24 protein-coding genes are annotated in these 26,340 nt (G+C 32.4%); all 24 read left to right on the top strand.

Annotation, left to right across the window (positions count from 1 at the left end; genetic code table 11):
• Positions 1-11 precede the first annotated feature (11 nt).
• A complete protein-coding gene (locus GSH73_RS07110) occupies positions 12-1,259 on the top strand; it encodes a M16 family metallopeptidase (RefSeq protein ID WP_014758697.1) in 1,248 nt (415 codons plus the stop codon).
• Entirely contained in the window at positions 1,252-1,704 is a 453-nt protein-coding gene (gene dut / locus GSH73_RS07105; RefSeq protein WP_014758698.1) for a dUTP diphosphatase, read from the top strand. The genes GSH73_RS07110 and dut overlap by 8 nt, the downstream gene beginning before the upstream one ends.
• An 18-nt stretch (positions 1,705-1,722) precedes the next feature.
• Positions 1,723-1,980, top strand: coding sequence for a YlmC/YmxH family sporulation protein (locus GSH73_RS07100; protein WP_014758699.1), 258 nt, complete (start codon positions 1,723-1,725; stop codon positions 1,978-1,980).
• Positions 1,981-2,077: 97 nt separating this feature from the next.
• Positions 2,078-3,295, top strand: coding sequence for an aspartate kinase (dapG, locus tag GSH73_RS07095; RefSeq protein ID WP_267889017.1), 1,218 nt, complete (start codon positions 2,078-2,080; stop codon positions 3,293-3,295).
• A gap of 51 nt (positions 3,296-3,346) precedes the next feature.
• Positions 3,347-4,045 (top strand): ClpP family protease, encoded by a 699-nt coding sequence (locus GSH73_RS07090; protein WP_014758701.1) that lies wholly within the window; start codon positions 3,347-3,349, stop codon positions 4,043-4,045.
• Positions 4,046-4,049: 4 nt separating this feature from the next.
• Positions 4,050-4,274 carry a YlzJ-like family protein gene (locus tag GSH73_RS07085; RefSeq protein WP_014758702.1) on the top strand — a complete coding sequence of 75 codons (225 nt, stop codon included), beginning with the start codon at positions 4,050-4,052 and terminating at the stop codon, positions 4,272-4,274.
• 79 nt (positions 4,275-4,353) lie between these two features.
• A complete protein-coding gene (locus GSH73_RS07080) occupies positions 4,354-6,528 on the top strand; it encodes an FtsK/SpoIIIE family DNA translocase (protein ID WP_014758703.1) in 2,175 nt (724 codons plus the stop codon).
• 76 nt (positions 6,529-6,604) lie between these two features.
• Positions 6,605-7,918, top strand: coding sequence for a 30S ribosomal protein S12 methylthiotransferase RimO (gene rimO / locus GSH73_RS07075; protein WP_014758704.1), 1,314 nt, complete (start codon positions 6,605-6,607; stop codon positions 7,916-7,918).
• Positions 7,915-8,451 carry a CDP-diacylglycerol--glycerol-3-phosphate 3-phosphatidyltransferase gene (pgsA, locus tag GSH73_RS07070; RefSeq protein ID WP_014758705.1) on the top strand — a complete coding sequence of 179 codons (537 nt, stop codon included), beginning with the start codon at positions 7,915-7,917 and terminating at the stop codon, positions 8,449-8,451. The genes rimO and pgsA overlap by 4 nt, the downstream gene beginning before the upstream one ends.
• A gap of 13 nt (positions 8,452-8,464) precedes the next feature.
• Positions 8,465-9,709 (top strand): competence/damage-inducible protein A, encoded by a 1,245-nt coding sequence (locus tag GSH73_RS07065; RefSeq protein ID WP_014758706.1) that lies wholly within the window; start codon positions 8,465-8,467, stop codon positions 9,707-9,709.
• A 59-nt stretch (positions 9,710-9,768) separates the two neighbouring features.
• Entirely contained in the window at positions 9,769-10,800 is a 1,032-nt protein-coding gene (gene recA / locus GSH73_RS07060; RefSeq protein WP_014758707.1) for a recombinase RecA, read from the top strand.
• A gap of 40 nt (positions 10,801-10,840) precedes the next feature.
• On the top strand, positions 10,841-11,440 hold the full coding sequence (locus GSH73_RS07055) for a regulatory protein RecX (protein ID WP_014758708.1): 600 nt from the start codon (positions 10,841-10,843) through the stop codon (positions 11,438-11,440).
• Position 11,441: 1 nt separating this feature from the next.
• Complete coding sequence (locus GSH73_RS07050) at positions 11,442-12,608, top strand: DNA double-strand break repair nuclease NurA (protein WP_014758709.1); 1,167 nt, start codon at positions 11,442-11,444, stop codon at positions 12,606-12,608.
• Positions 12,605-13,180, top strand: a complete 576-nt coding sequence (locus GSH73_RS07045) for an HAS-barrel domain-containing protein (RefSeq protein ID WP_014758710.1) — start codon at positions 12,605-12,607, stop codon at positions 13,178-13,180. Before GSH73_RS07050 ends, GSH73_RS07045 begins: the two co-directional genes overlap by 4 nt.
• Positions 13,177-14,775 carry an ATP-binding protein gene (locus GSH73_RS07040; protein WP_014758711.1) on the top strand — a complete coding sequence of 533 codons (1,599 nt, stop codon included), beginning with the start codon at positions 13,177-13,179 and terminating at the stop codon, positions 14,773-14,775. The genes GSH73_RS07045 and GSH73_RS07040 overlap by 4 nt, the downstream gene beginning before the upstream one ends.
• A gap of 19 nt (positions 14,776-14,794) precedes the next feature.
• Entirely contained in the window at positions 14,795-16,015 is a 1,221-nt protein-coding gene (locus GSH73_RS07035; protein WP_014758712.1) for a metallophosphoesterase family protein, read from the top strand.
• Positions 16,016-18,577: an AAA family ATPase gene (locus GSH73_RS07030; RefSeq protein ID WP_014758713.1), complete on the top strand. Its 2,562-nt coding sequence runs from the start codon at positions 16,016-16,018 to the stop codon at positions 18,575-18,577.
• Positions 18,578-18,697: 120 nt separating this feature from the next.
• Complete coding sequence (gene rny, locus GSH73_RS07025) at positions 18,698-20,224, top strand: ribonuclease Y (protein ID WP_038068776.1); 1,527 nt, start codon at positions 18,698-18,700, stop codon at positions 20,222-20,224.
• Positions 20,225-20,319: 95 nt separating this feature from the next.
• Complete coding sequence (locus GSH73_RS07020; protein ID WP_014758715.1) at positions 20,320-21,099, top strand: TIGR00282 family metallophosphoesterase; 780 nt, start codon at positions 20,320-20,322, stop codon at positions 21,097-21,099.
• 77 nt (positions 21,100-21,176) lie between these two features.
• Positions 21,177-21,437 carry a stage V sporulation protein S gene (locus GSH73_RS07015; protein WP_013297863.1) on the top strand — a complete coding sequence of 87 codons (261 nt, stop codon included), beginning with the start codon at positions 21,177-21,179 and terminating at the stop codon, positions 21,435-21,437.
• Positions 21,438-21,487: 50 nt separating this feature from the next.
• Positions 21,488-22,303: a PHP domain-containing protein gene (locus GSH73_RS07010; RefSeq protein WP_014758716.1), complete on the top strand. Its 816-nt coding sequence runs from the start codon at positions 21,488-21,490 to the stop codon at positions 22,301-22,303.
• A 56-nt stretch (positions 22,304-22,359) separates the two neighbouring features.
• Complete coding sequence (locus GSH73_RS07005; protein ID WP_014758717.1) at positions 22,360-23,547, top strand: pyridoxal phosphate-dependent aminotransferase; 1,188 nt, start codon at positions 22,360-22,362, stop codon at positions 23,545-23,547.
• A gap of 15 nt (positions 23,548-23,562) precedes the next feature.
• Positions 23,563-24,987 (top strand): adenylosuccinate lyase, encoded by a 1,425-nt coding sequence (gene purB / locus GSH73_RS07000; RefSeq protein WP_014758718.1) that lies wholly within the window; start codon positions 23,563-23,565, stop codon positions 24,985-24,987.
• Between the two features lie 40 nt (positions 24,988-25,027).
• The gene (gene asnS, locus GSH73_RS06995) at positions 25,028-26,323 is read left to right on the top strand and encodes an asparagine--tRNA ligase (RefSeq protein WP_014758719.1); all 1,296 of its coding nucleotides are present in this window, start codon (positions 25,028-25,030) and stop codon (positions 26,321-26,323) included.
• The last annotated feature ends 17 nt before the right edge of the window (positions 26,324-26,340 follow it).

Genomic DNA, 26,340 nt, shown 5'->3' with positions numbered 1-26,340 from the left:
GGAGGTAATAAATGTACATACAAAAGAAAATTAACGATGTTAATGTAGTAGCTTATAAAATGCCATATGTTAATTCAGTTTACATAGGAATATGGATTAAAGTTGGTTCTCGCTATGAACGAAGTGATAATAATGGAATATCACATTTTATTGAACACATGGTATTCAAAGGAACAAAGAATAGAAGTGCAAAGGATATAGCAGAAGAGATTGATAACATTGGAGGACAATTAAATGGGTTTACAGGGAAAGAAAGCACTTGCTTTTATGTTAAAGTACATAATTCATACATAGAAAAAGCAGTTGATGTACTTTTTGATATGGTATTTAACCCACTTTTTAAAAGTGAAGATATCGAGAAAGAAAAAAATGTGGTTTTAGAAGAAATAAACATGAACAATGATTCTCCAGAGGATGTCGCTTATGATATGCTGGCAAATCTCATCTGGAATGGCAATCCATTATCATATCCTGTTCTTGGCTATGAAGACACTGTAAAATCTTTTGATAGAGACATGATTGTTAAATTCTATAAAGATAATTACATCAAAGATAATATTGTGATTTCAATTGCAGGAAATTTTGATGACTCTATATTTGATATTATATCAAGAAAGACCTTATTTATAAATTCTTGTAATAATGCCATTTCATTAGACAAACCTGATTGGAATAAAGGTATAGCACTAAAAAGCAAAGAATATGAACAAGTAAACATATGTATCAGTATGCCTGGCATAAATTATTCATTTGACAGTATATATACTTTATCTATAGTTAGCAATGCGTTCGGAGGAGGGATGAGCTCCAGACTGTTTCAGAAAATTCGTGAAGAAGCGGGATTAGTATATTCGATTTACTCTTATCCTTCTACATATATGGATACAGGTGCTTTTACCATTTTTGCAAGTACTGCATCTGAAAATTTAAAATCAGTTTATGAACTGATCATAGAGGAAATTTTAAAAGTAAAGAATGATGGCTTTTCGGAATTTGAGGTAAGCAAATTTAAAGAGCAGCTAAAAATCAGCATTTTAATGGATATGGATAGCATTAGTAGCAGAATGTCATCAATAGGCAAATCTCTGCTTTTTTTAAAAAAAGTTTATACTGTCAATGATATTGTAGACAAAATTGATTCAATTACATTTGATGATGTTAACAATCTTGCGAAAAAAATATTTAATACCAAACAATTGGGGATTTCAGTTGTCGGTAATATAAACGAAAAACAGATAGGATGGATGAAAGTTGAATGACAAATTGATTTTAAAAATAAAAAAAACAGATGATGCAAAGGATTTGCCCTTGCCTAAGTATATGAGCAAGGGAGCTGCAGGTATCGACTTATATGCGAAAGTAAATGAAGACGTGGTTATTAAGCCTGGCGAAATAAAATTGATAGGAACAGGTATTATGATACAGTTACCTGAGGGTTATGAAGCGCAAATTCGTCCGCGGAGTGGACTTGCATTAAATAACGGTATAACCATGTTGAATTCTCCCGGCACTATAGATTCTGATTATAGGGGAGAAATTAAATTGATATTAATAAACTTTGGAGAATCTGATTTTATAGTTAAAAGAGGACTTAGAATCGCTCAAATGATAATAAATAAAGTAGAAATACCGGAAATCATTGAGGTAGATGAATTGGATGAAACTGTAAGAGGGGAAAACGGCTTCGGACATACAGGATTATAGATAAGAAAGGAGGATATGATGAGGTTAAGTGAGTTTGGCAACAAAGAAATTGTAAACTTAAATGATGGCAAAAGGCTTGGTTTAATTGAAGATTCAGATCTTATAATCGATGAAAATACTGGAAAGATTAATTCAATTGTTGTCTATGAAACAAAAGGATCTATTTTTAGAAGCAAGCCTAATTACATAGAGATTCCTTGGGAATATATAAAAAAGATAGGAAATGATATGATAATCGTGGAGGTTGAACTTGATAAAATGAGAAAATTTTTATGATTTCTAATAAAGGAAAGGAAATTATCCTTTCCTTTATTAGCATAATAAAGTATAATAATATTAAATTTATTTTATTTTGCATGATGTATATGAAAGGGTGGTTATTACGAATATTATTGTTCAGAAATTTGGTGGCACATCTGTCTCAACATCTGAGAGAAGAAATATGGCGGTATCAAAAGTAGTAGATGCTATTGAACAAGGATTCATGCCAGTGGTAGTAGTATCTGCAATAGGAAGAAGTGGAGATCCGTATGCAACTGATACTTTGATAAATTTTGCCAAATCAATATATAAGGATACTCCTAAAAGAGAACTTGATATTTTAATGTCATGTGGTGAAATTATTTCAAGTGTCATTTTTTCAAATGTCTTGATGAGCAAAGGATATAAATCAAAAGTTTTTACTGGAGGACAAGCGGGAATAATTACGGATGATAATTTTGGGGATGCAGAAATAATAAGAGTAGAACCACAATATCTTCTTGACGCATTAAATCAAAATATAATTCCTGTAGTGGCTGGATTTCAAGGTATTACAGTTGATGGTGATATAACGACTTTAGGCAGAGGTGGCAGTGATACGACTGCTGCATTATTAGGTGAAGCATTGAAAGCATATGCCGTAGAAATTTATACAGATGTAGATGGAATCATGACAGCAGATCCTAGAATAGTGTCAAATGCTCATATATTGAAGCGAATAAGCTATAATGAGGTTTTTCAATTGGCAGAACAAGGTGCAAAAGTGATACATCCTCGAGCTGTAGAAATTGCAATGCGAGGCAATATACCTTTAGTAATAAAAAATACAATGAGCGACAGCCCAGGAACTATTATCACCCAATACAACAATGTTTATAACAACATTTATGATTCTGATAACCTTGTTACAGGTATAGCTAATATGAACAATAGAGTTCAAGTTATTATTGAATTAAATAGAGATGACAAAGATATCTTTGGAAAGATTGCAAAAGCCAAAATCAGCATTGACCTTATAAATGTCTTTCCTGATAGAAAAATATTCACCATATCGGAAGCTGATTTATCAAAATTAGAAACGTTGTTAAAAGAAAATGAAGTTAAATACGCGATAAGGAAAAATTGCAGCAAAGTTTCGATAATTGGCAATAGAATACGTGGTGTTCCAGGCGTTATGGCCAGAATAATAAAAGCATTATCTGATAATAATATTGAAATTTTCCAAACGGCAGATTCTCACAATACTATTTCATGCCTTGTAAGTCAAGATAAGGCGGATATAGCTGTGAAGGTTTTACACGATGAATTTAAGCTTGAAAGCTATAATTAGTGCATAATATGCACTAATTTTTTTATACTAATTTTATAGGAGAGTGATAAAATGGGTATATTGAAAAATGAAGATTTGCCTGTGCAAACCGGTACGGCATTACAGCAGAATATACAGAGTTTTGGACAGACAAATTTGCCGAACTTTGAAAGCAGTATTCATTGTCTGACAATAATAGGACAAATAGAAGGACACATGATATTGCCGCCACAAAATAAGACTACAAAATACGAACATATAATACCGCAATTAGTAGCAATTGAAGAAAATCCTCAGATAAAGGGCCTCTTAATCTTGCTAAATACAGTCGGTGGAGATGTAGAAGCTGGTTTGGCTATCGCTGAGATGATTTCCAGTTTGTCAAAACCTACAGTTTCAATCGTATTAGGCGGTGGACACAGCATAGGTGTGCCACTTGCAGTTTCTTCAAATTACTCTTTCATTGTTCCTAGCGCAACAATGACTATACATCCAATAAGAATGACAGGTTTAGTTATAGGTGTACCTCAAACATTTGATTATTTTAATAAAATGCAAGATAGAATAGTTGAATTTGTAATAAGAAATTCGAGAATTAAAAGGGATGCTTTTATGAATCTGATGTTAAAGATAGGAGAGTTAGCGAATGATGTTGGGACCATCTTGGTTGGAAAAGAAGCAGTTGATTATGGATTGATTGATGAAGTTGGAGGTGTTTCGGAAGCAATTGAAAAACTTCAACAATTGATTAAAGAGAAAGAAAATAGGTGATTTTATGTTATACACTATAATTCCTTACGAACTCGTATTTCAAAAGTGTGATGAAATAAAAGATAATTATATTGAAACAAATATAGAAGGTAAAACATTCATTTTGGAAAAAGAAGATGATAAATATAAAATAATAAGAATGTACTCTACAAATCCAAACGATTATCTAAAAACTAAATATACACCCGGAACTACAATTGATTTCAAAAAAAATCAAATTGTGCTATAATAGATGTGTTTAACACATCTATTTTTTTGATAAAAAGGATTTTTATATAAAATGTAGAATTAATTATTGGGTGATAATTATGAAATCAAAGACTAAAGAAAAATACAACAACGAAATAGTTGGAATAATTTTGCTTACTTTTTCGATTATTTCTATGATAAGCCTTTATTCTGACAAGACAGGCATAGTAGGAAAAGAATTAGTAGTTTTATTAAAAAGTCTTTTTGGTGTAGGTGCGTATGCAATATCGCTACTAATTTTGGTGTATTCATTGTTTCTTTTATTTAGAAATAGAAGCTTCTTAGACTATAAGAGAATCATATGTTTACTAATAACATTCTTGTGTTTTATAAATATGGTTCAGATATATCTTTATGATAACACTGGATATTTTAAAAATTATGTTTTAGATAGCATTAAGCACGGATTAAATGGGTCAGGTGGAGGAATTGTTTCTGCAATAACTGTCTTTGTGCTTGTCAAGTTTTTAGGAGTTATAGGAAGTTGGTTGTTTCTGGTTTCTACATTAATCATTAGCATCATACTTCTTACAGATATATCACTTATTGAAAGCATAAAATCAGTATATAGACAGATGTTTCAGCTTATAGAAAAATATAAAAACAAGAAAAAGGCGTTAGAGTTTAACGATGAGAATATACTGCCTGACATTGTAGAAAAGCCAGATGAAAAAAAATTATCCAGAAAAAAAATTGCAAATAGCGAAGATCAACAATTAAAGATAATACAACCGTACTTAGAAGAAAAAGAGGAAATAGAAGAGAAAAAAGATCACAGTGAAGATGAAGTCAAAACCTTAAAAAGAGAAAATAAAGGAAAAACTTATGAAAATTATATTTGTCCTCCTGTCGAATTGCTTAAAGAGGGTACACCGCAACAAAAAGTCAACAATAATCTAATTATAGAAAATGCTAAGAAATTAGAAGAAACGCTTAAAAATTTCGCTATTGACGCTAAAGTAGTGCAAGTAAGCAGAGGGCCGGCTATTACAAGATTTGAATTGCAACCAAGTCCTGGAGTCAAAGTCAGCAGAATAGTTAGTTTAACAGACGACATTGCGTTAAGTCTTGCAGCGCCTTCCGTTAGAATAGAGGCTCCAATTCCAGGAAAATCTGCAATTGGGATTGAAGTACCAAATGAAAAAATATCTGTTGTAACACTTAGAGAAGTTATAGATACTAAAAAATTTAGGGAAAGCAAGTCCGATTTAACAATAGGGTTAGGTAAAGATATTGCTGGGAACATAGTTATAGCTGATTTATCAAAAATGCCTCACTTGTTGATTGCTGGTGCTACGGGTTCAGGTAAAAGTGTTTGTATTAATACTCTAATTGTGAGTTTGTTGTACAAAGCTTCACCTGATAAAGTCAAAATGATTTTAATAGATCCTAAGGTTGTTGAATTGAATATTTACAATGGCATACCGCATTTGCTAACACCAGTTGTTACAGATCCTAAAAAAGCTGCTGGCGTCCTTAATTGGGCGGTAAATGAAATGACAGAACGGTATAAAGCATTTGCAGAAAACAATGTAAGGGACATTGAGGGGTATAATAAAATTCATGGTATTGATACAATGCCTAAGATAGTTGTTATTGTAGATGAATTGTCGGATCTCATGATGGTTTCACCAGCGGAAGTGGAAGAATACATATGTAGATTAGCCCAAATGGCGAGAGCTGCAGGCATATATTTAGTAATTGCTACACAAAGACCATCTGTAGATGTTATAACTGGTGTCATAAAAGCAAATATACCATCTAGAATCTCTTTTGCTGTTTCATCACAAATAGATTCAAGAACTATTTTAGACATGTCTGGTGCTGAAAAACTGTTAGGAAAAGGAGATATGCTTTATTACCCAATTGGTGAATCTAAGCCAATTCGCGTGCAAGGCGCATTTATTTCAGATAAAGAAGTTGAAGAAATTGTAAATTTTCTAAAGTCAAATACTAATGAACCAAAATACGAAGAAATAATTGTTGAACAAAAAAATACACTTAGTAAAGAAATAGAAGAAGATGAATTGATGAACGATGCAATTAAAGTGATTGTAGAAACTGGACAAGCTTCTATATCTATGCTGCAAAGAAGGCTTAGGATAGGCTATGCAAGAGCTGCAAGAATAATAGATCAGATAGAACAAAAAGGAATAATAAGTGGCTACGATGGCTCTAAACCAAGGCAAATATTGCTATCAGAAGAAGAAATAAAAAGAATAATAAACGATTAATATTTCTTTACAATGTGGATTATATGGTATATACTTTTCTTTGTAAAAACAAAAGAAATTAAGGAAGGAGCTTCAAATGGTAAATGTCGGAATAATATCTCTTGGATGTGCGAAAAATACCGTTGATTCAGAAAAAATGTTAGGAATAATAAAAGAAAAAGGATTTAATATAGTAAATAATGAAAATGATGCTGATGTCTTGATTATAAATACTTGTGGATTTATCGAAAGTGCAAAAAGAGAATCCATCGATTATATATTGGAAATGAGCAAATTAAAGAGAAAAAGATTAAAATCTTTAATTGCATCTGGATGCTTATCGGAACGCTATAAAGATGAACTTTTAAAAAGTCTTCCTGAATTGGATGCAGTGATAGGCACTGGCGATTTTTTAAAAATTGCAGATGTAATTGAAGACACATTGAATGGAAAGCGTATTTTAGAATATGGACATGCAAATGAATTAGATGATAAAGATTCACCAAGGATATTAAGCACGCCAAAACATTACGCGTATTTGAAAATCTCAGAAGGGTGCAATAATAAGTGTTCATTCTGCATCATACCAAAATTGAGAGGACATTACAGAAGTATCAAAATGGAAGATTTACTCAATGAAGCAAAGATGTTAGTTGAAAATGGCGTTAAAGAGTTAATTTTGATTGCTCAAGATACGACAAAGTACGGCATTGATATCTACAATAAATACATGTTGCCAACTTTATTGAGAAAATTATCACATATAGATGGGATAAAGTGGATTAGGATATTGTATGCATATCCAGACAGTATTACGGAAGAACTTATTGATGAGATAAAGACAAATGAAAAAGTGCTAAAATATATAGATATACCGCTGCAACATTCAAATGATGAAGTTTTAAAACGAATGAAAAGAAATACGACGAGAAAAAAGATTGAAAATACAATTGAAAAACTTAAGTCTATTCCTGGAATGATAATTAGAACAACGTTTATTGTTGGTTTTCCGGGAGAGACAGAGGATGAATTTGACGATTTAAAAAAATTTATTGTAGAAAAAAGGTTTAATAAATTGGGTGTATTCACATATTCCAGAGAAGAAGATACTGAAGCTTACGAGATGCAAAATCAAGTTTCAGAGCAAATTAAACAAAAAAGATACGATGAATTAATGCTTTTGCAAAAAAATATATCGCTTGAACATAATAAAAGATTAATTGGCAGTGAGTTTGAAGTAGTAGTAGAAGGGCAAAAGGATGGACTTTATTATGGCAGAAGCTATATTGATGCTCCAGACATTGATGGAATAACATTTTTTAAATCGTATAGGAAGTTAGGCATTGGCGATTTTGTCAAGGTTAAAATCACAAAAGCTTTTGACTATGATCTAATGGGGGAGTTGTTGTGAACGCAGCAAATAAGATTACAATTGCGAGATTGATTTTAGTTCCTTTTTTTATAGTAGTAATGTTGTCAGGAATTAAATACTCAAACATAATTGCAGCTTCTTTATTTTTAGTTGCTTCGTTAACTGATAAGTTAGATGGGTATATTGCGAGAAAATACAATCAAATTACGAATTTAGGCAAGTTTATGGACCCTCTTGTAGATAAAATCATGGTTTCATCTGCTTTAATCGTCTTAATACAGCTAAACCGCATACAAAGTTGGATAGTCATAGTTATTCTTTGCAGGGAATTTATAATAACTGGATTAAGAGCTGTTGGAGCAGATAAAGGTGTCGTAATCGCGGCCAGCAATCTTGGTAAATATAAGACGACGTTCCAAATCATAGCTATAATATCGCTGATGCTAAATAATTATCCATTTGAATACGTGTTTTTCCCATTTTCGACTATAGCTGTTTATTTAGCGCTATTTTTTACAGTTTATTCTGGAATTGATTATGTGGTAAAATGCAGAAACATAATTTTAGGATGAGAAGGTGCATTTTATGAAATGTGAGATAATATCTGTTGGCACAGAGCTTCTTTTAGGGCAAATTGCTAACACAAATTCAAAATTTATATCTGAGATGCTGACTACACTTGGAATAGATGTCTATTTTCAAACAAATGTAGGAGACAATAAAAGCAGACTTTTAGAGTGCCTTAAAATTGCCTCAGAACGTTCAGATTTGATAATTTTAACAGGTGGTTTAGGACCTACAATTGACGATTTAACAAAGGAAACTGTTGCTGAATTTTTTTCATTAAAGCTTATTGAAGACATTGATACAAAGCTTAAAATCCAATCATATTTTAAAAGATCAAAAAGAAATTTAACTCAAAATAATTACAAGCAGGCTTTATTTCCGGAAGGAGCTAAAATTTTACCAAATGACAATGGTACAGCTCCTGGATTCATTATAGAAAAAAACAACAAGGTAGTAGTTGTTTTGCCTGGACCGCCAGCAGAATTAATACCTATGTTTAAAAACCATGTATATTCTTATCTAAAGCCTTTAAGCGATGAGATAATTGTCTCTAAAGTTATAAAGATGTTTGGCATTAGTGAATCACAAGTTGATGAGATGGTAAATAATTTGCTTGTGTCACAGAATCCTACTGTTGCTCCGCTTGTTGGGAATGGATTTGTCACATTGAGAATAACTGCAAAATCAGATGATCCTTTAAAAGCAAAAAACATGATCGATGAATATGAAAAAAATATAAGAGGGCTTTTAAGCGAATACATTTTTGGAGTAGATGATGATACATTGGAATCTGTAGTTTTAAACTTATTAAAGACAAAAAATCTTACACTTTCTACTGCTGAATCATGTACTGGTGGATTGTTATCTGAAAAAATCACTAGTATACCAGGTGCATCTGAAGTATTTAAATTTGGAGCTATAACGTACAGCAATGAGTCAAAACAAGAGATTTTAGGTGTATCTAAAAACATCATAGAAAAATATGGAGCAGTTAGCGAAGAAACTGCGAGGGAAATGGCTGTCAATGTAAAAGATATTGCAAAAACAGATTACGGTTTATCTATTACAGGTATAGCCGGTCCCAGCGGTGGTACGCCCACTAAACCTGTTGGTTTGGTATATATAGGTTTAGCATATAAAGATACTGTATACATAAAAAAAATAATTTCAAATGGAAATAGAGATAAAATACGATTAAATTCTGCTATGAATGCTTTAGATATGCTTAGAAGACATTTAAGCGGTCTAAAAATTGACTATTGAATGTTACTAATATATAATTGAATTATGAATATTGCCGAATTTTGGCGGGAGGAGAAATTATGATAGAAAAGCAAAAAGCCCTTGATATGGCCATAAGCCAAATTGAAAGACAGTTTGGGAAAGGCTCCATAATGAGACTTGGCGATAATAGTAAGCTTAATATTGATGTGATTTCTACTGGCTCTATAGATTTAGACATAGCTTTAGGAGTTGGGGGAGTTCCAAGGGGAAGAATAATAGAAATATTTGGTCCAGAGTCTTCAGGTAAGACAACAATTGCATTACATATATTAGCTGAGGCTCAAAAATTAGGAGGAACAGGTGCTTTTATAGATGCCGAACATGCCTTAGATCCTGTGTATGCTAAAAATGTAGGCGTCAACATAGATAATCTGTTGGTTTCTCAGCCAGACACTGGTGAACAAGCTCTTGAAATTGTTGAAGCCTTAGTGCGAAGTGGTGCTGTGGATGTGATCGTTATTGACTCTGTAGCTGCTCTCGTACCGAAAGCAGAGATAGATGGTGATATGGGCGATGCACATGTTGGACTTCAAGCAAGACTTATGTCACAGGCTTTAAGAAAGCTATCTGGTGTTATAAGCAAAACAAAATCTGTAGCGGTATTTATAAATCAGTTGCGGGAAAAGGTTGGTGTGATGTTTGGGAATCCCGAGACGACTCCTGGCGGAAGGGCATTAAAATTTTATTCTACAATTCGTCTGGATGTAAGAAAAGTGGACGGTATAAAACAAGGTAATGATATTGTAGGGAATAGAACACGTGTAAAAGTCGTAAAAAATAAGGTTGCACCACCTTTTAAACAGGCAGAATTTGACATTATGTATGGAGAAGGTATATCGAGAGAAGGAAGTATTTTAGATTTAGCTGCAAGTATCGACATAATTGATAAAAGTGGTGCATGGTATTCATATGGCGACATAAGGCTTGGGCAAGGTAGAGAAAATGCGAAACAGTATTTGAAAGAAAACAAAGCAATTGCTGATGAGATAGAAAACAAAATCAGAGAAAATTTTAATCTCTTGGTGACAACAAAAAAATCTATCGTTGATGATGAAGTTGAACAAGATTAGTAACCCTTTATAGGGTTATTTTTCTATAAAAGGTGATTGGATGAAGATAACAAGTGTAGAAAAACAGAAAAATGACAATATGCGATTCAATGTTTATATTGATGATAAATATGCTTTCTCTATTTCTTACGAAGAAAAGGAAAAATTTAAGTTGGAAAATGGCGTTGAAATTGATAAAGAACAATATAATTATTATGTAAACTACTTGACATTTAAAAATGCGTATAACGATGCTATTAGAATTTTATCTTACAATATGAAAACAAAGAAAGAGCTATGGGAGAAGTTACGCTTAAAAGGATACAGCGATTCTGTAATTGGTGATGTCATAAATAAGCTTATTGATTTGCATTATTTGGATGATGAGTATTACGCAGAGGTATATGTAAAGGAGAAGAAAGAACGCCTTTTCAGTAAATACAGGATCTACAATGAACTTATAAGAAAGGGAATAGAGCCTTCTTTAATTGAGTTTAAGCTTTCTGAACTATATGATGATGAAACTGAAGTAATTCAAAAATTAATTAGAAAAAAAAGTATTTCCACAAATGATAAGTTAAAAATCAAAAATTATCTATACAGAAAGGGATTTAAAATCGAAGACATAAACAAAGTCCTCTCAGATGAGGAGGTTTATTAAATTGCTAAATAGTTCTAAGTTGATTCCTTTGCTTAATGCATTAATAAGTAGTGAAAAAAGCCTGCTTAACGATATATCAAATGATTTAAAGAATGCAATAAACGAATTTAATAAAGCCAAAGGCGTTGAGAACGAACTTGTAAAAAAGATAAAATTCAGCAAAACATCTTGGTTAACTGCAATTCCACTTGAAAGCTTGAATAGCACAAAGCGTGTAAGTGATAGTATAAATGACTACAGCGTAATTGCAGTGGATGGCTCACAAATTATGCCCGATAGGCATGAAATCAGATTGTGCTATTTAATAAATATAGGTTATGTAATATTTACCTATGGTGAAGATTCAAGTGCGGAATTAAAATCTGAACCATATCTGTATTTTAAGGAAGAAGATTTATTTAAGGAATATGCAGGTGTTAAAGCCTTAGTCACTCCTAAAGATATAACATTTAAGAGAACAATAATGGAGTATAAAAAAATTTCTGAATGTATATCTAAAATAAAAAGCAAAAATAAAATAGCCTTTATTGATGGGACACTGATAGAATGGATGGTACAGGGGGAACCTGATGAACAAAATATAATCGATAGTGTTCTTGCGACTTTTGATTATGCACAAAAGTTTAATACACCTATTGTTGGGTATATAAGTTCTCCTAAAAGCAATGATTTTATAAATATGTTGCGCATATCGCTGTGCCCACAAGACCCAGTAAACTGCAGTAATTGTCTGTATTTGAAAAATGATAAGGAATTGCCTTGTAGCACTATAAGCAAGTTAAACGATGCTGATCTTTTTTTGAAAATACTTGATGAAGGAGAAAGATCTCCGTTGTTCCTAAGCACATCCCATATTTTAGAAAACTACGGTCAGCACAAAATCGCATTTTTTTATTTAAATACAGGAAATGAAATTGCACGAATAGAAATTCCGTACTGGGTTGCAACTGATAGAAAAAATTTAGATTTAGTTCATTTTATATGTTATGATCAAGCCAAAAAAGGAAATGGGTATCCAATATCACTGTCAGAAGCGCATGAACAAGCTGTTGTTACTGGTGCAGACAGGGAACAATTCTATAATATTCTTTCGAACTTATATGTAAGAAGCGGTTTGAAAGTATCTCGATCGTATAAATCGCAAAGGAAAAGGAGTAGTATTCTATGAATCAGAATCATATAGGTGAAGTCATAGAGACCAGTACTCAGAAATTTTTGTGTCAATCGATAAAATTAAATGATGGTCCTGACTTTGGAAGTTTTGTAAAAACAACATCAAACGATATGACTATATATGGAATTGTATATAATGTTTCTACAATGAGCGATGACCAAAGTAGAAAACCAGTAGCTTTTGGATTGTCTGAAGAGGAGTTAAAAATGCAGCAACCACAAATTTTTGAATTAATGCACACGTATTTTGAAGTGCAAATAATTGGATATAAAAAAGACAGATATATTGGATTAATTCCACCTAAACCAGCTAAAATACATGCTTTTACATATCTCTGCGATGAAAGTGATTTAAACTGTATAAGGGAAAATTTGAATTATATAAAGTATATATTAAATAGTAAAACAGGGATTGAAGACGAATTAATAGCAGCAGCTATAAGGAATTTATATTCTTACGATTCTAATGAAAAAACATATTTGATTGAAGTTGGCAAAGAGCTGATAAGATTGCTAAAAAATGATTTCGACAGGTATGTAACCATAAAAAGGATGTGTAACATATGAAAGGAAAAATTTTTAGAGGATCTATTTCATCTGGTTTAGATGTTAAGCTTATAGGCGACAGCATTATAGAAGATGTTAAGGTTGGCAATTTTATAGTAGTAACCGGTAAAAAAAACAAATATTTGTGCATGGTAACCGATATAAAATATGAAGCTGTTAATCCTCAAATAATGATCAGTGGAACAGATTTTGATAGCGAAATAGACGAGAAAATAATAGAAGGTACAGGAGTATACGGTGTTGTCACATTGTCGCCTATGATACAAATAGATGAAAGCAAAAATCCTTTAACGGTAAAATCGATACCTTCTTACGGTTCTTATGCATTGGATGCAGATAAAGAAGATATATATGCCGTTTTTGGAGAACCATCAGAGGAAAATTTTTACATTGGTACACCACCGGAAATGGATATACCAATTTGCATTAATTTAAAAAGGTTGGTAGAGAGAAGCACAGGTATTTTTGGCCGTGCTGGAACTGGAAAAACGTATTTGACACGGTTACTGTTGTCTGGTTTAGTAAAATCCAATTTGGCAGTCAGTCTTATTTTTGATGCTCATAATGAATACGGCTATGGTGCAAAAAGTGAAAATAGCGGATATGTAAAAGGGTTAAAGCAATTATTTGGAAGTAAAGTTGCAATATTTACTTTAGATAGAGAATCTTCCTTGAGGAGACAGGTACCTATTGATGGCGTTTTAAACATTGCCTACAATCAAATAACCCCAGATGATATTTTATTGCTTAATTCCATGCTGAATCTAAATACTACAGCAATTGAAAGTATATATCAAATAATGAAGAAAGAAGGCAACAATTGGCTGTATAATTTCCTTAATATAGATGCTTCAGAGATTGATGAATACGCATTAGATATAGGTGCCAATGCCAGCTCTCTTCAAGCTTTAAGAAGAAAGTTAGAGAGATTTACGAAGCTTCCTTTTTTGATGGAAGTTGTTCCTAATGATTGCATAAAACAAATAATGGATTACTTGCAGAATGGTATAAATGTCGTTGTTGAATTTGGAAATGTATCAACACTGGGTTATATGCTTGTGGCAAATATCATAACAAGACATATACATGATATGTACGTAAAAAAATCTGAGGAAGCCATAGCTAATAACGGAAAAGGTCCCATACCTTTAATCATAACAATTGAAGAGGCTCACAGATTTTTAGATCCTTCAATTTCTAAAGAGACTACTATGGGAGAAATAGCAAGGGAAATGCGAAAATACAATGTGACTTTATTGATTGTAGACCAGAGGACGTCCCAAATAGATTCAGAAGTCATGTCTCAAATTGGGACAAAGATTACTTGTCGATTAGAGGACGATAACGACATTAATTCGTTTCTATCTGGTGTAAATAATGCATCGAAATTGAGAAATGTATTAGCAAGCCTTGACCAGAAGCAACAGGCTTTAATTTTAGGTCATGCTGTACCTATGCCTGTTGTGATTAAAACGAGAAATTACGACCAAGAATTTTACAGAGATATTTCAACTTACAACGACGCGGATTTTATAGATAAACCATTTTTAGAATTGATGGAAAAAGAGAAAATCGATGAGCTATTTCCAGACTGATTAGAAGAAGGTGAAATAAATGATAAATATTGCGCATACAGCAGATATTCACATTGGAATAGAGAATTACGGCGTTATAAACAAAAAAACAGGGTTAAATACAAGATTAGAAGACTTTTTGAACGCATTTGATCGGTTTGTAGATTATTCTATAGAAAATTGTGACGTAGCGGTTATTTCAGGCGATATGTACAAGTCCAGGGAACCCAACCCTACTCAGCAAAGAGAGCTGGCAAAAAGAATAAAACGCCTTTCACAATACATTCCAGTTGTCATAAACAATGGAAATCATGATCAGCCAAATTCTGATTCAAAAGCAAGGGCTTTTGATATATATAAAATATTAGATGTAAAAAACGTATATGTGGCCAATAAACCTGACATTTTTTGCATAGAAACTAAAAATGGTCCATTGCAAATTGCGTGCCTTCCGTATTTTCCTAAAAGTTTTCTTTTGAAGCTTGAAGAAAGCAAAAATTTAAGTATAAATGAGATAAACAAAAAAATGATTGAGAAAATAAATACTATCATTGATATTCTTACAGCCAAACTCGATCCTTCTATACCTTCGATTTTATCAGCTCATATATCCGTAACAGGAGCAATTACCAGCAGTGAAAAAAGCATTATGATTGGAGATGAAGTTGTTGTACCAATAAGCGTAATTGCCAGACCACAATACAAATACGTTGCATTAGGGCATATACATAAATATCAAGTAGTGTGGGATATGCCACTTGCCGTATACAGTGGCAGTATAGAGAAAATAGATTTTGGTGAAGAAAGAGATGAAAAAGGATTTTGCCATGTGATTATCGACGAACAGAATGTTACACATAAATTTATCACGACGAACTCCAGACAGTTTAAAACTATCAATATTGAAATAAAAGATGATGTTTCTCCTACTGAAGAAATATTAAAAGTAGTTAGCAAGTACGATTTAAAAGAGTCAATTGTCAGGCTAAATTTAAAAATCACAAAGGATATCGATAAACATATCAGGTACAGAGAAATAAGCAAATATTTTAATGAAAATTCTTATTATTTTGTTGGTATAAAAAAAGAATTTGATGTTGACAAAGGTGCTTTAAGAAATCCTGAAATAAATGAACAGCTTAATCCAATTGATGCTCTATCAAAATATTTTTTATCTGTTGATTTAGATGTTGATAAAGATGAACTTCTAAAAAGGGCTTCCCTCTTATACAAAGAACTGATGGAAGAGGTGAATAAATAAATGGTTCCAATAAGGCTTACGTTAAAGAATTTCATGTCATATTCTGAAAACGAAGTAATGGATTTTACAAGATTTCATATTGCTGCAATTACAGGCAAAAATGGGAATGGCAAATCATCACTTTGGGATGCTATAACATGGTGCATTTGGGGAAGAGCTAGAGGTTTAGATGGTGCCGGCAGAGGCAGTGATGATCTTATAAGAATCGGTGCTGATGAGATGGAAGTAGAATTCATATTCAAAATAAATAATACAAAATATCGAATTCTAAGAAAGAAAAAAAGAAATTCAAGTTCCATCCTTGAGTTTCATATAATAGGTGATGATGGAACATTAAAATCATTGACTCAAGAAAGATTGGAAGACACAAGAGACAAAATTGAAAGCACTATTATGTTGGATTATGATACTTTTGTCGCTTCATCTTTCATGCCACAAAACAAATATGGCTTTTTTTCTGAGGCTGATTCGACAAAAAGAAAGGAGATATTTTCTGAGGTCCTGGGCTTAGATATATATGATAAATTGCAGGAGAAAGCCAAAATAAAGCGCAATGAATACGAGAAAAAAGTAAATATTATAGATGAACAATTGAAAATGTATATGAATGAAGTAAAAGATAAAAATGAATTAGTTGACAAAAGAGATAAACTTTTAAAAAAATGCAATGAAAAAAAATCTGAAATTGACATGTTAAGCATTGATTTAAACGAATTAGATGAAAAAAAGCGCCACATGGATGATAACATAATAAAATACAATGAATATAGCGAAAGAATAAAGTTTAACGAAAAAGTAATATCGGAATACAAAATTATGATGGAGGATATGAAAAATAAAATAAATGAAGTAAATAATCTTTTGAAGGATGAAAGTGCAATCATTGAAGGATACAATACATTTAAATTGGTAAAAGAACAGCTTAAAGAGCTTGAAAAAAAATATACTGATTTTAATAAGTTTGAAAGAGAAAAAATCCAAATTGAAACTAATATAAATATATTGAGAAAAGAAACTCAGTTGGAGCTAAGGAATTTGCAATTTAAATACAATGATGCTTTGCTAAAGTACAATGAAATAGAAAATAATGCTTCAAAATTACGAGAGTTGGAAAAAAGCCTACAGGAAATTGGCAATTTGCAAGAAAAAATAAAATTAAACGATGAAGAAATTCAAAAAGCTACTCAAAAAATAGCTGAATACAAAGTCCAACTGGACAATTTTAATAAAAAGACAGAGGAACTTAAAGAAAACTATAAAGCAATACTGCAAACTGATGCAAAATGTCCATTGTGTAATTCACCTCTTGATGAAAATAAGAAAAGCAATTTGCTAAATGATATAAAAAAAGAAATAAATGATATAGCAAATAAAGTATATTCAATAAAAGATGAAATTTTAAAAGAGCAAGACAATATAAGATTTTTAAAAAAAGAACGCGAAAATCTGTTGATGCTTCAAAATAAACGGGAGAAGTTAATAGCTAACATCGATTCACTGAAAAATGCTATTGCTGAAAAGGAAAGCTTATTAAATTTATTAAATGAATTAAAGAAAAAAATTGACGATGTTAATGATTGTTTGATGAATGAAACTTTTGCTTCTGCTGAAAAAGATAAATTGTCCAATGTTGAAACCGAATTAAAGAATTTAAACTTTTCAATTGAGCTTTATGAAAATATAAAGAATAAATATGAATTATATAGAGACTTTGAAAAAAAATACGAAAGACTTTGTATTTCAAAACAAAATCTATCTGATTATCAGAATACATATCAAAGTCATAAAAAGACGATAGAAGTTTATTCAGAGTATCTAAACAAAGACAAAGAAATGTTGGAGTTTTTCAAGTCACAGTTTATAGGTTATGATAATTTGGTAAATGACATAAAAAAATTAAGGCAAAAAATAGATATTATAAACAATGAATATTTAGAATTAAATGCCAGTTTGACATCTATTGTTGATCAACTGAATAGAATAGAAAATTTAGAGAAAAAAATTGTTGATTTAAATAAAGAAAAGGATTTTTATTTATCTGAAATACATTATTACGAAATATTGGAGAAAAGTTTTAGCAAAAAGGGCATACAAGCATTAATTATAGAAAATGCATTGCCAGAATTTGAAGATACTGCCAACAATTTTTTGTCTAAATTGTCAGATGGAAAGATGTATGTAAGTCTATTGACTCAAAAAATTAACAAAAATGGCTCCGTACAAGAAACACTCGATATAGAAATTTCTGATGAATTGGGAAAAAGAAAATACGAACTTTTTAGTGGCGGAGAAGCCTTTAGGATCAATTTTGCATTGAGAATTGCTTTATCAAAGTTTTTATCAAGAAGAGCAGGTGTTAATTTACAAACCTTAATAATAGACGAGGGCTTTGGGTCTCAAGATGTACTTGGACGTCAAAATATTATTGACGTATTGAACATGATAAAAGATGAATTTGAACTGGTCTTAGTAATAACGCACATTGACGAACTTAAAGAAAGTTTTCCGTATTCAATAGAAATCACTAAAGATGAAAATGGGTCACATATAGTATACCCTTAAGCACTAAGTCAGCAATATAGCAGGGATGCTAACTTGACATAATTTTGAAATAGGAATAAAATATAAAATGAGTATCAACAAAGGAGGTGTAGGCATATTAACAATATTAGTCCACTATTTATAGCAGTAATTGCATTAATCGCCATAGCAATTGGTCTTTTTGTAGGATATTTCATACGAAAATTTATTGCAGAATCCAAAATAAAAAGCGCTGAAGAATTAGCAAAAACTATTTTGGAAAATGCGAAAAAAGACGGTGAAAATAAAAAAAGAGAGTTGCTTTTGGAAGCAAAGGAAGAAATTCATAGACAACGAACTGATCTCGAAAAGGAAGTCAGGGACCGTAGAGGCGAACTTCAGAGAATGGAAAGGCGTTTAATCCAAAAAGAAGAGTCTCTTGACAGAAGAGCTGAAACGTTAGAGCAAAAGGATGCAATGATTGAAAAGAAACAAAAAGAAATAAGCGATTTGGAAGAAGAAATAAAAATAATGCATCAAAAAGAAGTTGAGGAATTAGAAAGAATATCTGAATTAACCAGAGAAGAAGCCAGAAATATTTTATTAAACGATGTTAAAAACGAAATATCTCATGAAGCTGCTTTGATGATAAAGGAGATTGAAGCTAAAGCGAAAGAAGAAGCAGAAAGCAAAGCAAGGGAAATAGTTGTTACTTCAATTCAACGATGTGCTGTTGATCATGCGGCCGAAACAACTGTTTCGGTAGTAGCATTGCCTAACGACGAAATGAAAGGAAGAATCATAGGACGTGAAGGCAGGAATATTAGAACCTTAGAGACGTTGACGGGTATTGATTTGATAATTGATGATACACCTGAAGCGGTAGTTATATCAGGATTCGATCCAATACGGCGTGAAATCGCCCGTATAGCTTTAGAAAAATTAATTGAAGACGGAAGAATACATCCAGCCAGAATTGAAGAAATGGTCGAAAAAGCTAGAAAAGAAGTTGATAATGTCATTATTAAAGCTGGGGAAGAAGCAACTTTTGAAGTTGGCGTTCACGGAATTCACCCTGAACTAATAAAATTGCTTGGAAGATTAAAGTTTAGGACAAGTTACGGGCAGAATGTTTTGAAACATTCCATAGAAGTTGCTCATTTAGCAGGGCTTATGGCATACGAACTTGGTGCTGATGCAAATATAGCCAAAAGAGCCGGATTGTTGCATGATATAGGAAAGGCAGTAGACCATGAAGTCGAGGGTCCGCATGTAATGATAGGAGCAGATCTTGCAAAGAGATATCATGAGTCAAACGAAGTCATTCATGCTATAATGGCACATCACAATGATGTAGAACCTCAAACAGTGGAAGCAGTTTTGGTTCAGTCAGCAGATGCCATATCTGCAGCAAGACCTGGAGCAAGACGTGAGACACTTGAAGCGTATTTAAAGAGATTAAATAAATTAGAAGAAATTGCTAATTCATTTGATGGTGTTGAAAAATCGTATGCTATACAAGCTGGCAGAGAAATAAGGATAATGGTAAAACCAGAAATCATAAACGATGAAACTACAATCATGTTAGCAAGAGAAATTACTAAAAAAATCGAAGAAGAGCTGGAATATCCAGGTCAAATTAAGGTTATAGTAGTCAGAGAAACTGTTGCAGTTGATTATGCTAAATAAATTTGAAATAAAGCGTGCATATGCACGCTTTTCGATTTATAATTATCGATTATAGTAGTATAATAATATTATGTTGTAAATGAACGGAGGTTTATATGAATACGCTCATAATAGGTGATATTGTTGGAAGAATCGGAAGAAATATACTAAAGGATAAATTGCGGCAGTTAATTGAAGAAAATGATATTAATTTGGTCATTGCAAATGCTGAAAATGCTGCAGGTGGAAATGGCATAACGCGAAAAGTTGCCGATGAACTTTTTGAAATGGGAATATCGGCTTTAACTATGGGTAACCATGTATGGGATCAAAAAGAAATTTTTAACTTTATCGATGAAGAAAGAAGAATTGTAAGGCCTGCAAATTATCTTCCTAACACCCCTGGAAGAGGTTCTTCTCTGCTTAACATAAACAATATAAAAATCGGAATTATCAATTTGCAAGGTACAGTGTTTATGCCATGCAATAACAATCCTTTTTTTGTTGCTGATGAAGAAATAAAAATGTTAAAAGAACATACGAACATAATAATTGTTGATTTTCATGCCGAAGCTACGTCAGAAAAAATAGCTTTAGGTTATTACTTAGATGGGAAAGTATCGTGCGTATATGGAACACATACACATGTTCAAACGGCAGATGAAAAAATATTGCCAGGTGGTACAGGATATATAACTGATGTTGGAATGACAGGTCCGTATGATTCTGTTTTGGGAATGGACAAAGATAAGATAATAAAAAAATTTACATCTTCTTTGCCTGTTAAATTCGATATTGCAAAAGGCCCAGCTCAAATAAATGGATTGGTAATAAAAATAGATGAATCTACAGGGAAATGTATTGATATTTGCAGAATAAACAAAAATTATATATAAGTTTTAATTTAGAAGGATTTTTAATTTTTTTGTAGAATATAGATAATGTATTCGATATATTAAAAGGGGGATATACGATGGAGGTTTTAAAGGTCTCAGCAAAGTCTAATCCAAACTCAGTAGCAGGTGCACTAGCTGGTGTACTCAGGGAACGCGGTGGAGCAGAAGTACAAGCAATTGGAGCAGGTGCATTAAATCAAGCAATAAAAGCAGTAGCTATAGCAAGAGGTTTTGTTGCACCTGGTGGTATCGATTTAATTTGCATACCGGCCTTTACAGACATTGAAATCGATGGAGAAGAACGAACAGCCATTAAGTTGATCGTAGAACCAAGATAAACAACCTGCAAAACAGGTTGTTTTTAGTTTAACATTAGGAGTGGAAATAAATGTTTGGCGACTTGCACATACATACTACTAAATCAGATGGAACACATAAACCAAAAGAAGTAGTACACTTGGCAAAAAAAGCCGGTTTAAGTATTATTGCTATTACCGATCATGATACGTTGGAAGGCATTGATGAAGCAATACATGCCTCAAAAATTTTCGACGTAGAAATAATCCCTGGAATTGAGCTTAACTCATTTGATGGAAAACAAGATGTACACATACTTGGATATTTTATCGATCACAATAATGAAGATTTTTTAAGAAGATTGGTAGAAATTAGAGATTCCAGAATTTCTCGTGCAAAACTTATAATCCAAAAGCTTAATGAAATTGGTGTTAACATAAATTATGATGATGTACTAAAATACGCCAAAGAATCTTATATAGGGCGACCTCATATTGCAAGGGCTATAGTTGAGGCAGGTTATTCAAAAAGCGTAAAAGAAGCTTTTGACAGATATATTGGTGAAGGGCAACCAGCTTATGTTGAAAGATATAGGCTTCATCCATTTGAATCAATTAAAATGATAAAAGATATTGGTGGCATACCTGTATTGGCGCATCCAGGTCTTCTTAAAGATAAAAAAATTATAAGCCATCTTATCGAAAATGGTTTAAAAGGCATCGAAGTATATCATTCGAAACACGACAAAGATGATATAGAGTTTTTTAAAAATTTTGCCATAGAAAACAATTTGTTGATAACTGGTGGTTCGGATTTTCATGGAATTGATGTAGATGGAAAATATCTGTTGGGTACAGTAAAGCTTGATTACGAATATGTATTAAAACTTAAAGAAAGTATTAAATAGTAGAAATAATATCAAAAATAAGTTAAAATAATAGATATACTGTAGGAGGTGGAAATATGAGATTATCGGACAAGGCTCTTAGCATTAGTCCTTCACTGACATTGGATATTACCGCCAAAGCAAATAGGATGAAAAAGTCAGGAATAAATGTGATCGGTTTTGGAGCAGGAGAACCTGATTTTGATACACCTGATTATATAAAAGAAGCAGCAATTAGTGCTATAAGAGAAGGTTATACAAAATATACACCTACTTCAGGTATTTTGGAGCTAAAAGAAGCAATAGTACAAAAGTTAAAAAGAGACAATAATTTATCTTATGATGTTTCTCAAATAGTAGTTTCAAATGGTGCTAAACAGGCAATCTTTAATACATTATGTGCTATATTAAATCAAGGTGACGAAGTCATAATTCCTTCTCCTTATTGGCTTAGCTATCCTGAAATGGTTAAGTTAGCCGGCGGTATTCCAGTTTTTATTGATACTGCAGAAAGCAATAATTTTAAAATTACTGCGGCACAATTAGAAGAAGCAATAAGCGATAAGACAAAGGCAATTATTATAAATAGCCCAAATAATCCTACTGGGGCAGTTTATAATGAAGATGAATTGAAAAATATAGCATCTTTAGCCGTAAAATATAATATTTATGTAATTTCTGATGAAATCTATGAAAAATTAATTTACAGTGGAAAACATGTCAGCATTGCTTCTTTTAATGAAGGAATAAAAAATTTGACAATTATAATAAATGGCATGTCAAAAGCTTATTCAATGACAGGATGGAGGATTGGATATTCTGTATCAAATCCTGAGATCGCTAAACTAATTAACAATATCCAAAGTCATACTACATCAAATCCTAATACGATAGCTCAATATGCCAGTGTTGCAGCACTAAATCAAGGCGATGAGACGATCAAAGCTATGGTTGTTGAATTTAAGAGAAGACGGGATTACATGCTTCAAAGAATAAATAAAATAGATGGTTTAAAGGCTATCACACCAGATGGCGCATTTTATATAATTATCAATATCAGTAATTTTATTGGGACTGAAATATATGGAACAAAAATAAATGGCTCCATTGATTTCGCTAATTTTCTCTTAGAAAAAGCTAAAGTTGCTGTAATACCATGTCTTCCATTTGGCAATGATAATTATATTAGAGTTTCATATGCAACATCGATGAGCAATATTGAAGAAGGTTTTAATAGAATAGAAAATTTATTAACAAATTTTTAAAAAGCGGAGGTAATTATGTCAAATCTATATGAAAATCCATTGATAACACGTTATGCAAGCAAAGAAATGTCTCAAATATTCTCAGATGATGAGAAATTTAAGACTTGGAGAAAATTATGGATCGCTTTAGCAAAAAGCGAAAAAGAATTAGGGCTTAATATTACCGATGAACAAATACAAGAGATGGAAAAACATGTTGAAGATATAAATTACGAAGATGCTAAGAGATTGGAAAAAGAACTTCGCCATGATGTCATGGCACATATTAGAGCATATGGTCTGCAGTGCCCAAAAGCAAAGCCGATTATACATTTAGGAGCAACATCTGCTTTTGTGGATGATAATACAGATATTATACTTATGTATAAAGGATTCCAGATAATCAGAAAAAAGTTGCTTAAGCTAATTGAGGTACTTTCAGATTTTGCCTTAAAATATAAAGATGTACCTACATTGGGTTTTACTCACTTTCAACCAGCTCAGTTGACAACTGTCGGAAAAAGAGCTACTCTATGGATTCAAGATTTGATATTTGACTACGAAGATCTTGAATATAGGCTTAAAAACATAAAGCTAAGAGGTGTAAAAGGAACAACAGGAACACAAGCAAGTTTCATGGAGTTGTTTAATGGCGATGAAGAAAAAGTAAAGCTGCTTGATAAGCTTGTAGTAGAAAAGATGGGCTTTGACAAATCATTTGACGTAACTGGTCAAACTTACACAAGGAAATATGACTTTTTGCTTCTTTCTGTTTTAAGTGAAATAGCTCAAAGCGCACACAAATTTAGCAATGATATAAGATTGTTGCAGCATTTAAAAGAAATAGAAGAACCATTTGAAGAAAAACAAGTTGGCTCATCAGCAATGGCATATAAAAGAAATCCTATGAGATGTGAAAGGATAGCATCACTTTCAAGATACGTTATTACGTCACTGCTTAATTCATCAATTACATCATCTTCACAATGGTTTGAAAGAACGCTTGATGATTCTGCCAATAGAAGAATCGTAATACCAGAGATGTTTCTTGCAACTGATGCTATTTTAAATTTATATTTAAATGTCGCGTCTGGATTAGAAGTGAATGCCAAAATAATTAACAAGCATGTAATGAATGAACTGCCGTTTATGGCTACTGAAGCAATTCTAATGGAATGTGTTGTAAAAGGTGGAGATAGACAAGAGTTGCATGAAGTCATACGTGAAAATTCGTTAAAGGCTCAGGAAATTATTAAAAACGGTGGAGAAAATCAGCTATTAGATTTGTTAAAAGAAGATGAAAGAATAACCTTGTCAGACACAGAGATTGATAATATTATAAATCCCATCAAATTTACTGGAAGAGCTATAAACCAGACGGTAGAGTACATAGAGAATGTGGTTAAACCGTTGCTTAATGCAAATCACATTGAAGACGTAGAAGTCAGTATAGAAGTATAAAAATAATTATGTTATAATTTACGTGATAGGAGGCGTAAATATGAATCTGATAAAAATAAATGAAATGAAAGATCATGTGGGGGAAGAAGTTACAATTAATGGATGGCTATACAATAAAAGATCCAGCGGGAAAATTAAATTTTTAATAATCCGTGATGGATCTGGATTTGTTCAGGGCATAGTTGTAAAAAACGAAGTAGACGAAAATGTCTTTGAACTTTGCGACAAACTGACACAGGAGTCTTCTATATCGGTTTCTGGAATTGTGAGAAAAGATGAAAGATCTCCATTCGGTTTTGAACTTACAATCAAAAATGTAGATTTAGTACAAATGGCTTTTAATGATTATCCCATTTCATTAAAAGAACATGGAATAGATTTTTTATTAGACAATAGACACCTTTGGATCAGAACACCAAGACAGCAGGCAATTTTGTCTGTTCGCCATGAAGTAATAAGGGCAATACAGGAATTTTTAAATAACAATGATTTTGTGAGAATTGACTCACCAATCATAACACCATCTACTTGCGAGGGAACTTCGGATCTTTTTCAAATAGATTATTTTGGCGAAAATGCTTATCTTTCGCAAACTGGCCAGTTGTATCAAGAAGCTGCTGCCATGGCATTTGGTAAGGTGTACAGCTTTGGACCAACATTTAGAGCTGAGAAATCAAAAACGAGAAGGCACTTAAATGAGTTCTGGATGGTTGAACCTGAAATGGCTTTTGTCGATCATTATGGCAATATGGAAGTTCAAGAAAAGTTGGTGGAATACATAGTTCAATCTGTATTAGAAAACTGTTCAAGGGAATTAAAAGAACTTGGAAGGGATCTAAGTAAGCTGGAAAAAATCAAAACTCCTTTTCCACGCTTGACATATGATGAAGCAATTGAACTTTTGAATAAAAATGGTTATGAGATCCAGTGGGGTAATGACTTGGGTTCACCAGACGAGACATTCTTGTCAAATCAATTTGATAAACCTGTCTTCATAACTGAATACCCTGCTGAATGCAAAGCCTTTTACATGCAGCCGAAAGAAGATAGACCTGAAGTAGTGCTATGTGCAGATTTGCTTGCGCCTGAAGGCTATGGTGAGATTATTGGAGGTAGTCAGCGTATTCATGATTATGATTTGTTGTTAAAGAGACTGAAAGAAGAAAATTTACCTATTGATATGTACAATTGGTATCTTGATTTGAGAAAATATGGCACAGTGCCACATTCCGGGTTCGGACTTGGTATAGAGAGAACAGTCGCATGGATAACTAATACAGAACATGTGAGAGAATGCATACCATTTCCAAGAACGCTGTCCAGAATTCGCCCATAATAAACAGTATGAACATT

This window comes from Thermoanaerobacterium aotearoense (assembly GCF_009905255.1).
Taxonomy (GTDB): Bacteria; Bacillota; Thermoanaerobacteria; order Thermoanaerobacterales; family Thermoanaerobacteraceae; genus Thermoanaerobacterium; species Thermoanaerobacterium aotearoense.
Note: the sequence above shows the minus strand (reverse complement) of the source record. Positions and strands in the feature narration are given on the sequence as shown.